Annotated in this window: 13 protein-coding genes; 9 read left to right on the forward strand and 4 right to left on the reverse strand. The window is 67.0% G+C overall.

Going from position 1 to position 12,322, the window contains the following annotated elements; all coding sequences use genetic code 11:
* The 7 genes from QZ994_RS07770 to QZ994_RS07800 all read left to right on the forward strand — a co-directional run.
* Window positions 1–1,096 (forward strand): acyl-CoA desaturase (locus tag QZ994_RS07770; RefSeq protein ID WP_290870604.1); only part of this gene is annotated, 1,096 nt, incomplete at its 5' end.
* 287 nt (window positions 1,097–1,383) lie between these two features.
* Entirely contained in the window at window positions 1,384–1,707 is a 324-nt protein-coding gene (flhD, locus tag QZ994_RS07775; RefSeq protein ID WP_290870608.1) for a flagellar transcriptional regulator FlhD, read from the forward strand.
* Between the two features lie 54 nt (window positions 1,708–1,761).
* Window positions 1,762–2,298 (forward strand): flagellar transcriptional regulator FlhC, encoded by a 537-nt coding sequence (gene flhC / locus QZ994_RS07780; protein ID WP_290870611.1) that lies wholly within the window; start codon window positions 1,762–1,764, stop codon window positions 2,296–2,298.
* 275 nt (window positions 2,299–2,573) lie between these two features.
* The gene (motA, locus tag QZ994_RS07785) at window positions 2,574–3,431 is read left to right on the forward strand and encodes a flagellar motor stator protein MotA (RefSeq protein ID WP_290870614.1); all 858 of its coding nucleotides are present in this window, start codon (window positions 2,574–2,576) and stop codon (window positions 3,429–3,431) included.
* Window positions 3,432–3,488: 57 nt separating this feature from the next.
* On the forward strand, window positions 3,489–4,463 hold the full coding sequence (motB, locus tag QZ994_RS07790) for a flagellar motor protein MotB (protein WP_290870617.1): 975 nt from the start codon (window positions 3,489–3,491) through the stop codon (window positions 4,461–4,463).
* Window positions 4,464–4,516: 53 nt separating this feature from the next.
* Window positions 4,517–4,915 carry a chemotaxis response regulator CheY gene (cheY, locus tag QZ994_RS07795; protein ID WP_290870620.1) on the forward strand — a complete coding sequence of 133 codons (399 nt, stop codon included), beginning with the start codon at window positions 4,517–4,519 and terminating at the stop codon, window positions 4,913–4,915.
* A gap of 14 nt (window positions 4,916–4,929) precedes the next feature.
* Window positions 4,930–5,574, forward strand: a complete 645-nt coding sequence (locus QZ994_RS07800) for a protein phosphatase CheZ (RefSeq protein ID WP_290870622.1) — start codon at window positions 4,930–4,932, stop codon at window positions 5,572–5,574.
* Window positions 5,575–5,599: 25 nt separating this feature from the next.
* Here the strand turns inward: QZ994_RS07800 and QZ994_RS07805 are convergent, their stop codons facing one another.
* On the reverse strand, window positions 5,600–6,379 hold the full coding sequence (locus QZ994_RS07805; RefSeq protein WP_290870625.1) for a LytTR family DNA-binding domain-containing protein: 780 nt from the start codon (window positions 6,377–6,379) through the stop codon (window positions 5,600–5,602).
* 4 nt (window positions 6,380–6,383) lie between these two features.
* Window positions 6,384–7,541: a sensor histidine kinase gene (locus tag QZ994_RS07810; protein ID WP_290870628.1), complete on the reverse strand. Its 1,158-nt coding sequence runs from the start codon at window positions 7,539–7,541 to the stop codon at window positions 6,384–6,386.
* A 98-nt stretch (window positions 7,542–7,639) separates the two neighbouring features.
* Between QZ994_RS07810 and argH the strand changes: the two genes are divergently transcribed.
* Complete coding sequence (gene argH / locus QZ994_RS07815; RefSeq protein WP_290870631.1) at window positions 7,640–9,037, forward strand: argininosuccinate lyase; 1,398 nt, start codon at window positions 7,640–7,642, stop codon at window positions 9,035–9,037.
* 38 nt (window positions 9,038–9,075) lie between these two features.
* On the opposite strand, the gene QZ994_RS07820 is transcribed toward argH, so the two are convergent.
* Entirely contained in the window at window positions 9,076–9,528 is a 453-nt protein-coding gene (locus QZ994_RS07820) for a GtrA family protein (RefSeq protein ID WP_290870634.1), read from the reverse strand.
* A gap of 236 nt (window positions 9,529–9,764) precedes the next feature.
* Here QZ994_RS07820 and QZ994_RS07825 point away from each other — a divergent pair, with 236 nt between their 5' ends.
* Window positions 9,765–10,298: a hemerythrin domain-containing protein gene (locus QZ994_RS07825; RefSeq protein ID WP_290870637.1), complete on the forward strand. Its 534-nt coding sequence runs from the start codon at window positions 9,765–9,767 to the stop codon at window positions 10,296–10,298.
* Between the two features lie 104 nt (window positions 10,299–10,402).
* On the opposite strand, the gene dxs is transcribed toward QZ994_RS07825, so the two are convergent.
* Entirely contained in the window at window positions 10,403–12,310 is a 1,908-nt protein-coding gene (gene dxs, locus QZ994_RS07830; protein WP_290870640.1) for a 1-deoxy-D-xylulose-5-phosphate synthase, read from the reverse strand.
* Window positions 12,311–12,322 lie beyond the last annotated feature (12 nt).

The following is a 12,322-nucleotide window of genomic DNA, read 5'->3' on the forward strand; positions in this document are numbered from 1 at the left end:
CCGCCAGGCGCTCGACGCCATCGGCGACGAACAGCGTGCCACCCTGGGCGAGCGCGACGCCCGCTACATCCGCGGCATCCTGCTGACCGTGCGGGTCACCGAGAGCCTGGGGCGCGCCCTGCTGCTCTGCGGCTGGTTCCCGCCCACCTGGCTGCTGGGCAGCTTCCTGCTGGGGGTCAGCAAGGTGATCGACAACATGGAACTGGGCCACAACGTGATGCATGGGCAGTTCAATTTCATGAACGACCCGCGCTTCCACGGCGACACCTTCGACTGGGACAACACCTGCCCGAAGGAAGAGTGGCGCCACTCGCACAACTTCGCGCACCACACCTACACCAACGTCATCGGCAAGGACCGCGATTTCGGCTACGGCCTGTTGCGCCTTTCGAGCGACCTGCGCTGGAGCTGGCTGCACCCCTTCCAGCTGCTGCTGACCGCCCTGCTGGCCGCCTTCTTCCAGTGGTTCGTCGCCATCCACGACATGCAGATGGACAAGGTGGTGATTGGCCGCAAGAGGTGGGCAGAGGTGCGCCCGCAGTGGCTGCTGGTGCGCGCCAAGATGTGGCGCATCGTGCGCCGCGACTACCTCGTCTGGCCGCTGGTCGGTGCGGCCGTGGGCGCCTGCTTCGGCCATGCGCAGGACGCCGCCCTGGCCGTGCTGGCGGGCAATGCGGTGGGCAACCTGATCCGCAATGTGTGGGCCTGGGCCATCATCTTCTGCGGGCACTTCACCGAAGAGGTCTACACCTTCAGCCGCGAATCCATCGAAGGCGAGAGCAAGGGACAGTGGTACCTGCGCCAGATCCTGGGGTCGAGCAACATCAGCGGCGGCGCCCTGCTGCACCTGATGAGCGGCAACCTCTCGCACCAGGTGGAGCACCACCTCTTCCCCGACATCCCGGCCAACCGTTACATCGAGATGGCCCCCAAGGTGCGCGCCGTCTGCGCCCAGTACGGGGTGCCGTATCACACGGGCAGCTTCGGCCGCCAGCTGTGGGCGGTGTTCAAACGCATCGCCCGCTACAGCCTGCCCGGTGGCGGCCAGAAGGCCGTGCACATCGCGGTGGATTCGGTGCTGCCCGAGCAGGCCTGAGCAGCCCGTACAGAAGCCCGCACAGAGGCCCGTCAAGGCCTCCTCAGCGCACAACAAGCCCGGCAAGACCGGGCTTTTTTCTGGGCGGCCTTTTCCCCGTTTCATGTCACACCGTTTACGTTTTGTCAGGCTTTTTCTGACAAGGCGTGCAGTCCTGTGCCGACGGGCCTTACAGCGCGCTGCCTATTCAGAAATCCGGGGGGGCTGCCCAGAATCCAACCCATGCCGACACGAATCGGCGAAACAAGACCAGCAAGACCACCTTCCAGACGCTTTAAGGAACCACCATGAACGCCGACCAGATCCTTGCCGAAATCCGCGAAACCAACCTGTCCTACCTGATGCTGGCCCAGAGCCTCATCCGCGCCGACCGCGAACAGGCCCTGTTCCGCCTGGGCATCTCGGAAGACACGGCCACGCTGATCGGCACGCTGAGCCCGGCCCAGGTCCTGAAGATCGCCTCCAGCAACACCCTGCTGGCCCGCATGCGTGTGGACGACGACCTGGTCTGGTCGCTGCTCACCAACCACGGCAAGGGCACGGCTTCCGACGCCGTCAGCCGCCTGCACGCCAACATCCTGATGGCCGGCCGCCACCAGGAAGCCGCCTGATCTTTCACTGCCCCTGAACCACCGCCTCCCCACCGCCCCGAACGGAGTCACCCCATGCGCAGCAAGAGCCTCCTGAGCGAAGCCAAACAGATCGAACGCGCCATCACGCTGATCAAGCTGGGTGCCCGCCTCCAGGTGCTGGAGTCGGAGACGGACATGTCCTACGAGCGCCTGCTGCGCCTCTACAAGGAAGTCTCGGGCAAGTCGCCCTCGAAAGGCCAGCTGCCCTTCTCGACCGACTGGTTCATGACCTGGCAGCCCAACATCCACGCCAGCCTCTTCCTGAACATCCACGAGTACCTGAACAAGGCGGCCGAGATCGACGAGATCGATGTGGTGATCAAGGCCTACCAGCTCTACCTCGAACAGACCGAAACCCAGGGTCTGGAGCCCCTGCTGTCGGTGACCCGCGCGTGGCGTCTGGTCAAGTTCATCGACAACGGCATGCTGACCATGACCAAGTGCTCCACCTGCGGCGGCCACTTCGTCACCCACCCGCATGAAATCGGGCGCCACTTCGTGTGCGGCCTGTGCAACCCGCCGGCCCGCGCGGGCAAGGGCAAGTCTTCGGGCGGCCTGCACTTCCACTGAAGGGCAGACAAAGGCCTCAAGTTCCGAGCGGTCCGGCCGACAACAAGGCTGGACGGTTTCGAAGGAAAGCGTTCTTGCTTGTCTCCTCCTAGCACGACCGTGCTTTGCGCGGGCCCCGTTTGAGGGCCCGCTTTTTTGCGTGGTCGGACCCGATCGGCGTTTCGCTTCACGAAAGCTGCGCGGAATAAACGGGCGGGGCGTGCCCTTGTTCACGGCATCAAGCCGGCCCGACTGGCCGATGATGCCTTCATGACTCGACCCTGACCTGACACACCATGTTTGTTGCCATCGGATACCTCGTCTGCCTGGGCTGCATCTTCGGCTCCTACGCCATCCACGGGGGCAACATGAGCGTGATCATCCACGCCATGCCCACGGAAATGATGGCCATCGGCGGGGGCGCGATCGGGGCCTTCCTGGTGAACAACCAGCCCAAGACCGTGAAGGCCGTGATGGGCCAGTTCGGCCCGCTGTTCAAAGGCTCGAAGTACACGAAAGACCGTTACCTCGAGCTGATGGCGATGATGTACGAAATCCTCCAGAAGGTCCGCAAAGAGGGCCTGATGTCCATTGAAAAGGACGTGGAAGACCCGCACAACTCGGCCCTGTTCGGCAAGTACCCCGTGATGGGCCACGACCACCACGTGGTGGAGTTCATCACCGACTACCTGCGCATGATGGTCTCGGGCAACCTCAATGCCCACGAGATCGAAACCCTGATGGACAACGAGATCGACACCCACCACCACGAGGGCCATGCGGCCTGTGCGGCCGTGGCCCGCCTGGCCGGCGCCCTGCCTGCCTTCGGCATCGTGGCCGCCGTGCTGGGGGTGGTGAACACCATGGGCTCGGTGGGCCAGCCGCCCGCCGTGCTGGGCGGGATGATCGGCTCGGCCCTGGTGGGCACCTTCCTGGGCATTCTGCTGGCCTACGGTGTGGTGGAACCCCTGGGCGGCCTGATGGAGCAAAAGCTCGACGAGGGCACCAAGGAATTCCAGGTGGTCAAAACCGTGCTGCTGGCTTCCATGCAGGGCTATGCGCCCCAGGTGGCCATCGAGTTTGGCCGCAAGGTGCTGTATTCGACCGAGCGCCCGACCTTTGCTGAACTCGAAGGCCACGTGAAGAAGAAGTGAGCCTCCGAGCGCCGCACATCGCCACGCCAAGCCCCGACCTGATCCGAAAGCCCACCCATGGCCGGTGATTCGAAAAAAGTCCAGCCGATCATCATCAAGCGCATCAAGAAGGGCGGCCACGCTGCCCACGGTGGTGCGTGGAAGATCGCGTACGCGGACTTCGTGACCGCCATGATGGCCTTCTTCCTGCTGATGTGGCTGCTGGGCTCCACCACCGAGGGCGACAAGAAAGGCATTGCCGACTACTTCAACAGCCCGCTGAAAGTGGCGTTCTTTGGTGGCAGCGGCGCGGGCGATGCCACCTCGCTGGTCAAGGGCGGCGGCAACAACCTCAGCGAGAGCGTGGGCCAGGTCAAGAAGGGCAAGTCGGAAACCGCCGAAGAAAAGGCCCGCAAAAAGGCCATCCGGGCCGAACAGGCCAAGGCCGAGGCCGAGCGCCTGCGCGTGCTCAAGCAGAAGGTGGAAGAGGTGATCGCCAACGACGAGCGCCTCTCGAAGTACAAGACCCAGATCCAGCTCGACCTCACCGCCGAGGGCCTGCGCATCCAGATCGTCGACGACCAGAGCCGCCCCATGTTCGACAGCGGCGCGCCTGAGGTCAATGGCTACATGCGCGACATCCTGCGTGCCATCGGCCATGTGCTGGAAGACGTGCCCAACCGGCTGACCATCGAGGGCCACACCGACGCCAAGCCCTTCAGCGCAGGCGACCGGGGCTACAGCAACTGGGAGCTCTCGGCAGACCGGGCCAATGCCTCCCGGCGGGAGCTCACGGCCGGCGGCCTTTCCGGCAACAAGATCCTGCGCGTGCAGGGCCTGGCGGCCAGCATGCCTTACGAGAAAGACGACCCGCTCAGCCCGCTGAACCGGCGCATCAGCATCATCGTGATGAACCGGGCCGCCGAGGACCGCTTCTTCAACGCCGCCAAGGCCGAGGCGATCGACGACGACGAAACCGAGGCCGACAAGCCCGCCACGGAGAGCGCCGAACCGAGCATAAAGCCCTCAAGACCGAGCATCACCGGCCGATAAAACATCAGCAATGACGGCGCGCACAGCGCAAAGACCCGACACAAGGACGACCCATGAGCAATCCCGTTGACATGAAATTCCTCATCGTGGACGACTTTTCCACCATGCGCCGGATCGTCCGGGGCCTGCTCAAGGAAATCGGCTACAACAACGCTGAAGAGGCCGAAGACGGCGCCGTGGCGCTGAACATGCTGAAGAACGGCAAGTTCGACTTCGTGGTCAGCGACATCAACATGCCCAACATGAACGGCTTTGACCTGCTCAAGGCCGTCAAGGCCGACGACAGCCTCAAGCACCTGCCCGTGCTGATGGTGACCGCCGAAGCCCGCAAGGAAGACATCGTGCTCGCGGCCCAATCGGGCGCTGCCGGCTACATCGTCAAGCCCTTCACCAAGGCCACCTTGGAAGAGAAGGTGCAGAAGATCATGCAAAAGCTGGCCACCACGGCCTGAACCGGGAGCGGCACATGAAGATGGACCTGCCAGAAAACATGTCGATGCCCGCGGCGTCGCCCGAGATCTTCCAACAGCTCGGCACGCTGACCCGCCAGTTGCACGACACGATGAACATGCTGGGGGTCCTGCCGGGACTCAAGCACACGGCCGACAACCTGCCCGACGCGCGCAGCCGCCTGAACTACATCGCGACCAAGACCGCCGATGCCGCAGAGAAGGTGCTGAACCTGGTGGACACGGCCAAGGCCGATCAGGAGCACATCGCCAGCGAGACCCGCAAGCTCGCTGCGCTGATCACCGCCGACCCGGTGAAGGCCGTGGCCAGCGGCGCCGTCTTCAACTTCGTGCAGGACGTGGAAACCGTGACGCACCGCGTCGACGGCCACCTGACCGACATCATGATGGCCCAAGACTTCCACGACCTGACCGGCCAGGTGGTGGCCAAGGTCGTGAAGCTGGCGACCGACCTCGAAAGCCAGCTGGTCAAGCTGCTGGTGCAGGCCGCACCGCCCGAGCAGGCGCAGAAGGTGGAGGCCACGCTGACGGGGCACATCGTGCCGCGCCTGGATGGCCCGGTCGTCGATGCCGAAGGCCGCACCGACGTGGTCGCCAACCAGGGCGAGGTCGACGACCTGCTGGCCAGCCTGGGCTTCTGAGCCGCGAGGCCGGTACAGCCGGGGCTCAGCCCTGCTGCGCCATGGCCTCGCGCACCGCGCCGGCCTGTCGCCGCGACACGGTCAGCCACTCCATGGTGGGCCGAATCTGAACGGCCCAGGATTCGCCGCCGTCCTCGTCATCGGCACGGCGCTCCAGCGCCCGCATGGCCGCCCGCGCCACCAGCGCGTTGCGGTGCACGCGGATGAACCGCTCCCCCACACGCCCTTCCAGCTCCGTGAGCGACTCGCTCAGCACGTGGCTGTGCTCGGCCGTGCGCAGGGTGACGTACTTCTGTTCGGCCTTGAAATAGAGGATCTGCGACAGCGGGATGCGCTCGATGCGGCCGCGGTCCTGCACCACGAACACCTCGCTCGGGTCCAGCTCGGCCAGGGTCGACACCGGATCGGCAGGCGCCAGCGCGGCGCGCAGCCTGAGCACCCGCTCCAGGGTGGCATTGAGCCGCTCCAGGCGCAGGGGTTTGGTGAGGTAATCGGCAGCCGCCAGGTCGAAAGCGCGCAAGGCGTGCTCGGCGTGCGCGGTCACGAACACCACGCTGGGGGGCTGGCGCAGATCACGCAGGCGGGCGGCCAGGGTCATGCCGTCCAGGCCCGGCATCTGGATGTCGAGCAGCACCAGGTCGGGTGCGCACCCGGCGTCGTCCTGCTCGCGCAGCCACAGCAACGCCGCCACCGACTCGCCAAACTCCGCCACCACCTCGACCGGCACGGCCGCCTGTGCCAGCAGCGTGCGTGCGCGCAGGCGGGCCAGGGGTTCGTCGTCGATCAGGGCAAGGCGCAGGGTCATGGTCTCAAGGCTTTTCGGTGCGGGGCATGGGCACGACCACGCGCACCACGTAAACAGGCGGCTGGCGGGCATCGCCCCCCGATTGCAGGCCGGCTTCGAAGTCGGCCTCGACATCGTGCATCAGCTTCAGGCGCTGGCGCACATTGCGCAAGGCGATGCCGTGGCCCGCACTGCCGCCACGGGGCGCATCCTGCGGCACCGAGTTGCTCACCGTCAAGACGGCCCGCCCCGATTGCACCTTGGTGCGCACCACCACCCAGCCGCCTTCGGCCGCAGGCTCGATGCCGTGGCGCACCGCGTTCTCGACCAAGGGCTGCAGGATCAGGGCGGGCAGTTCGGCCTCGCCCGCGGCGGCGTCCAGCTCCCAGCGCACGGCCACCCGCTCGCCAAAGCGCAGCTGCTCGATGCCCAGGTAGCGGCGCGCCAGCTCGACCTCGTCGTGCAAGGTGCTGCGCAGGCTGGGCGAGACCAGCGCCTGGCGGAAGAGCTCGGCCAGGTCTTCGAGCACGGCCTCGGCGCGGTTCGGATCGATCTGCACCAGCGCGATCGCCGTGTTCAGCGTGTTGAACAGAAAGTGAGGGCGGATGCGGGCCTGCAACTCGGCCAGGCGGGCCGCGGCATGGGCCGGCAGCTCGCTGCGCGCGCGCTGGCGCAACCAGGCCAGGCCCACGGCGGCCAGGGCGGCGCCGGTGAGCATGTCGGGCACAAAGGCCCAGCCGCGCGGCGGCACGCCCCCCACCACCCAATCGATCCAGGAGGCCTGCAGCTGCCCGAGGGCTGCCGCGGCCGCGCCCAGGCTCACGGCAAAGGCCCACTGCCAGGCCTCGCTGTGGCGCGCCAGCCAGCGCTTGGCGCCACAGGCCACCAGCAACCAGATCAGGCTGGCCGGCAAGGCCACGATGGAGGCCTGCGTCCAGCGGTTGAAAGCGTCCATCGGACCGCTGGCCTCGAAGCTCACGCCCAGCGCCACGACCGCCTGCACGCCCAGCACCACGCGCAGCACCACCCCCACGTGACAGACATCGAAGGGCGACGGCGGCAAGGGCCGCACGGCCTCGGCACCCGGCCCGAACTGGGTCAGCGCAAACTGTGTGGAAGCGTCCCAGCCAGGCTGCGCTGCAGAAGGGCTGGCCGCGGGTCGCCCGGGCTCGGTAAAATCCATGGTTTGCACATTCTGCGTGAAGCGCGCCCTTGTGAGCCATATCAAGGCCACACCAGGGTCACAACCGGGCCACTCGCCTCCTCACAAGCCTCCCACCCATGAGCACCAATCAACTCGACAAGAAGTCCCAGGCGTGGTCCGCGCTGTTCTCCGAGCCCATGAGCGACCTGGTCAAGCGCTACACCTCCAGCGTCTTCTTCGACAAGCGCCTGTGGCAGGCCGACATCCAGGGCTCGCTGGCCCATGCCGAGATGCTGCACGCGCAAGGCCTGATCAGTGCCGACGACTGGGCCTCGATCCAGAAGGGCATGGCCCAGATCACCGCCGAGATCGAATCCGGCCAGTTCGAATGGAAGCTCGACCTGGAGGACGTGCACCTCAACATCGAAGCCCGCCTGACCCAGCTCGTGGGCGACGCCGGCAAGCGGCTGCACACGGGCCGCTCGCGCAACGACCAGGTTGCCACCGACGTGCGCCTGTGGCTGCGCGGCGAGGTCGATGAAATCGGCCTCTTGCTGACCGCCCTGCAGACCGCCCTGGTTGACGTGGCCGAGCAAAACGCCGACACCATCCTGCCTGGCTTCACCCACCTGCAAGTGGCCCAGCCCGTGGCCTTTGGCCACCACCTGCTGGCGTATGTGGAGATGTTCGCCCGTGATGCCGAGCGCTTCCTCGACCTGCGCAAGCGCGTGAACCGCCTGCCCCTGGGCTCCGCCGCCCTGGCCGGCACCAGCTACCCGCTGGACCGTGAACGCGTGGCCCGCACGCTGGGCTTTGAGGCCGTCAGCCAGAACAGCCTGGACGCAGTCAGCGACCGCGACTTCGCCATCGAGTTCACCGCCGCCGCCTCGCTGGTGATGGTGCATGTCTCGCGCCTGAGCGAAGAACTCATCCTGTGGATGAGCCAGTCCTTCGGCTTCATCGACCTGGCAGACCGCTTCTGCACCGGCTCGTCGATCATGCCGCAGAAGAAGAACCCCGACGTGCCCGAACTGGCGCGCGGCAAGACCGGCCGCGTGGTGGGCCACCTGATGGGCCTGATCACCCTGATGAAGGGCCAGCCCCTGGCCTACAACAAGGACAACCAGGAAGACAAGGAGCCCCTGTTCGACACGGTCGACACCCTGAAGGACACCCTGCGCATCTTCTCGGAGATGGCCGCCGGCATCACCGTCAAGCCCGAAGCCATGGAGCGCGCCGCCAAGAAGGGCTACGCCACCGCCACCGACCTGGCCGACTACCTGGTCAAGAAGGGCCTGCCCTTCCGCGATGCCCACGAGGTCGTGGCCCATGCCGTGAAGGACGCGATCGCCGCGGGCGTCGACCTGTCGGAGCTCTCGCTGGCGCAACTGCAGGCCTACAACCCGGCCGTCGAGCAAGACGTGTTCGAGGTGCTGAGCCTGCGTGGCTCGCTCAACGCCCGCAACCTGCTGGGTGGCACCGCCCCCGAACAGGTGCGCAAGCAGGTGGCGCGACACCGGGTGCGGTTGGGCTGAGGCCCAAGGCCTGAGTCGGCAGGCAGGGCGAACGAGGCTCAGGCCTTGTTCCGCAAGATCCGCCTCGCCGACCAGAAATTGAAGCCCATGCCCACCAGGCTGCCCAGAGCCACCCCCAAGGCGGGGTGGCGGTGCACCAGAGGCAGCAGCGACACGGCCGCCGCGTAAGCGCCGTAATTCAGCGCCCCACCCAGGGCCATGGACGACAAGTAAGCGGTGTACTCCGCGAGCAAACCGCCCCGTGTACGCGCCCCCGTCGGCCTGAACGTGAGGGTGCGGTTGAACCACCAGGTGAAGGTGGCCGCCCCCCAGAACGAAAGCAGACGCCCGCCGTAATGCCCCAGCAGCGGCTGCGCCCACCAGAGCAGGCCCACGTCCACGCCCAGCGCCAGACAGCCCGAGACCGCAAACAGGCACAGCGACCGGTGGCGCGCCCACAGCTTCGCCCCAAGCCTCGCGGCGGTGGGCAAGGGCCCGGCGGGATCGGTCATGGTTGGTGGGCCTGCTGGTTGAAGGAATGAGGGCTCGAGCGGACGCGCGATTCTAGCGAGGCCACGCCCGCACCGCCCCCGATCGCCGTTCACGACCTTCCTTGCGCCAGCGCAAGCCCCGCCGGCTTGCCTGCCCTTACGCTCGGCTCCCGATGACACACGGCCCCATGTCGCCTACTTGGCGCACCTGCGCGGCCCCACCAGCAGGCCGCCCACGGCCGCCCGAGGAGCCCCCCATGTCCAGCCTTGTTTGGTCTGACGCCCTGTCCCTGTCGATGCCCGTGATGGACGAAACCCACCGCGAGTTCGTCGACCTCCTGGCCGAGGTGCAGGCCTCCGATGACGACACCCTGCTCGCCCGCTGGCAGGCCCTGATCGACCACACCGACGACCACTTCGGCCGCGAAGACCGCTGGATGGAAGCCACCGGCTTTGCGCCAGGCAGCTGCCACATGACCCAGCACGCCGTGGTCCTCAAGGTGCTGCGTGAAGGCGCCGCGCTGGGTGCCCAGGGCAACCTGGCCCCCATCCGCCAGATGGCGCACGAACTGACCATCTGGTTCCCGCAACACGCGGTCAGCATGGACGCCGGCCTGGCCCTGCACATGAAGAGCCTCGGTTACGACCCGGTCACGGGCGAACTTGCCCGTCCGGAGGCCCTGCCCGAGCAACCCATCACCGGCTGTGGCGGAGCGTGTGGTGGGCACGGGCATGGCGAGAGCGCCGCCGAGACCCCACCCGCACAGGCCGAGGCCACCGCCCACGCCTGAACAGGCGTCCTGCCAGGACCCCATTCGCCCGGCACCCACCGGGCGCTGGCCGTTTCACCCAAGGGAGGCTGAGGCCCGCAGTCGGGGCCGGCGGACGGTGTGGATCAGGTTTGGGCGGTCGCCGCCAACCTGGTCCGCACCGACTGCTCGATGCCTGCCGCGTCCAGCCCGCACAGGCTGAGCAGCTTGGCCGGGTCGCCATGTTCGACGAACTGGTCGGGCAGGCCCAGGATCAGCAGCTGCTTGGCGATGCCCGCAGCGGCCAGGGTCTCGGCCACGGCCGATCCGGCGCCGCCCTGCACACAGCCCTCTTCCACCGTCACGATCAGGTCGTGCTCGGCGGCGAGCTGCTTCACCAGCGCCACGTCCAGCGGCTTGATGAAACGCATGTTGGCCACGGTGGCGTCCAGGGCCTCGGCCGCGGCCAGGGCCGGATGCAGCAGGGTGCCAAAAGCCAGGATGGCCACACGCTGACCGGCCACGGTGCAGGCGGTCTGGCGACGCACCTCCCCCTGCCCCCAGGGCATGGGCGCCAGCGAGCTCGGCACCGGCACACCGGCACCCGTGCCACGCGGGTAGCGCACGGCCACCGGGTGGCTCTGGGCGTAGGCGGCACTCAGGGCCTGGCGGGTCTCGGCTTCGTCGGCCGGGGCCAGCAGGCTCATGTTGGGGATGCAGCGCACGAAGGCGATGTCGAAAGCGCCCATGTGCGTGGCGCCATCGGCCCCCACGATGCCGGCACGGTCGAGCGCAAACACCACGGGCAGGTTCTGGATCGCCACGTCGTGGATCAGCTGGTCGTAGCCGCGCTGCAGGAAGGTCGAGTAGATCGCCACCACCGGCTTGAGCCCTTCGCAGGCCAGGCCGCCGGCAAAGGTCACGGCGTGCTGCTCTGCGATGCCCACATCGAAGTAACGCCCCGGGAACTTCTGGTGGAACTCCACCATGCCCGAGCCCTCGCGCATGGCCGGCGTGATGGCGACCAGGCGCTGGTCGGCCGCGGCCATGTCGCACAACCACTGGCCAAACACCTGGGTGAAGGTGGGCTTGGCCGGCTGCACCGGGGCGGCCTTGACCAGGCCCACGGCCGGATCGAACTTGCCCGGGCCATGGTAGGCAATGGGGTCGTTCTCGGCCAGCTTGTAGCCGTAGCCCTTCTTGGTGACGACATGCAGGAACTGCGGTCCCTCCAGGTCACGCAGGTTTTCCAGCGTGGGGATCAGGCTGTCGAGGTCATGGCCGTCGATCGGGCCCACGTAGTTGAAGCCGAATTCTTCGAAGATGGTGGCCGGCACCACCAGGCCCTTGGCGTGCTCTTCCAGCTTCTTCGCCAGCTCGAACAGCGGCGGGGCATTGCGCAGCACCTGCTTGGCCCCCTCGCGCGCGGCCGTGTAGAAGCGGCCCGACATCAGGCGCGCCAGGTGGCGGTTCAAGGCCCCCACCGGTGGCGAGATCGACATGTCGTTGTCGTTGAGCACCACCAGCACGTTCGGCATCTTGCCGGCGTGCGGCACCCCGGCGTTGTTCATGGCTTCGAAGACCATGCCCGCCGTCATGGCCCCATCGCCGATGATGGCCACGGCCTTGCGGGCCTCGCCCTTGATCTGCGCCCCCTGGGCCATGCCCAGCGCCGCCGAGATCGAGGTGGAGGAATGGCCCGTGCCAAAGGTGTCGTACTCGCTCTCTTCCCGGCGTGGGAAGCCGCTGATGCCGCCCAGCTGCTTGAGCTTGGCCATGGCGTCACGGCGGCCGGTCAGGATCTTGTGGGGATAGGACTGGTGGCCCACGTCCCAGACCAGGCGGTCATCGGGCGTGTGGAAGACGTGGTGCAGCGCGATGGTCAGCTCCACCGTGCCCAGGTTGGAAGACAGGTGCCCGCCCGTGCGCGACACGCTCTGCACCAGGTACTCGCGCAACTCGCCGGCCAGCTGCTTGAGCTCCGAGCGCGACAGGTGCCGGATGTCGGCAGGCTTGTCGATCTTCGACAGCAGGGGGTAGCTCATGGTCGTCATCCTTGGGGGCTT

This window comes from Aquabacterium sp. (assembly GCF_021768455.1).
GTDB lineage: Bacteria > Pseudomonadota > Gammaproteobacteria > Burkholderiales > Burkholderiaceae_C > Aquabacterium.

Excerpts from the sequence above, each read along its gene's own strand:
- QZ994_RS07800 (WP_290870622.1), top strand. The coding sequence starts at position 4,930 with ATGAAGATGGACCTGCCAGAAAACATGTCGATGCCCGCGGCGTCGCCC.
- dxs (WP_290870640.1), bottom strand. The coding sequence starts at position 12,310 with ATGACGACCATGAGCTACCCCCTGCTGTCGAAGATCGACAAGCCTGCC.
- motB (WP_290870617.1), top strand. The coding sequence starts at position 3,489 with ATGGCCGGTGATTCGAAAAAAGTCCAGCCGATCATCATCAAGCGCATC.
- flhC (WP_290870611.1), top strand. The coding sequence starts at position 1,762 with ATGCGCAGCAAGAGCCTCCTGAGCGAAGCCAAACAGATCGAACGCGCC.
- flhD (WP_290870608.1), top strand. The coding sequence starts at position 1,384 with ATGAACGCCGACCAGATCCTTGCCGAAATCCGCGAAACCAACCTGTCC.
- QZ994_RS07805 (WP_290870625.1), bottom strand. The coding sequence starts at position 6,379 with ATGACCCTGCGCCTTGCCCTGATCGACGACGAACCCCTGGCCCGCCTG.
- argH (WP_290870631.1), top strand. The coding sequence starts at position 7,640 with ATGAGCACCAATCAACTCGACAAGAAGTCCCAGGCGTGGTCCGCGCTG.
- cheY (WP_290870620.1), top strand. The coding sequence starts at position 4,517 with ATGAGCAATCCCGTTGACATGAAATTCCTCATCGTGGACGACTTTTCC.
- QZ994_RS07810 (WP_290870628.1), bottom strand. The coding sequence starts at position 7,541 with ATGGATTTTACCGAGCCCGGGCGACCCGCGGCCAGCCCTTCTGCAGCG.
- motA (WP_290870614.1), top strand. The coding sequence starts at position 2,574 with ATGTTTGTTGCCATCGGATACCTCGTCTGCCTGGGCTGCATCTTCGGC.
- QZ994_RS07820 (WP_290870634.1), bottom strand. The coding sequence starts at position 9,528 with ATGACCGATCCCGCCGGGCCCTTGCCCACCGCCGCGAGGCTTGGGGCG.
- QZ994_RS07825 (WP_290870637.1), top strand. The coding sequence starts at position 9,765 with ATGTCCAGCCTTGTTTGGTCTGACGCCCTGTCCCTGTCGATGCCCGTG.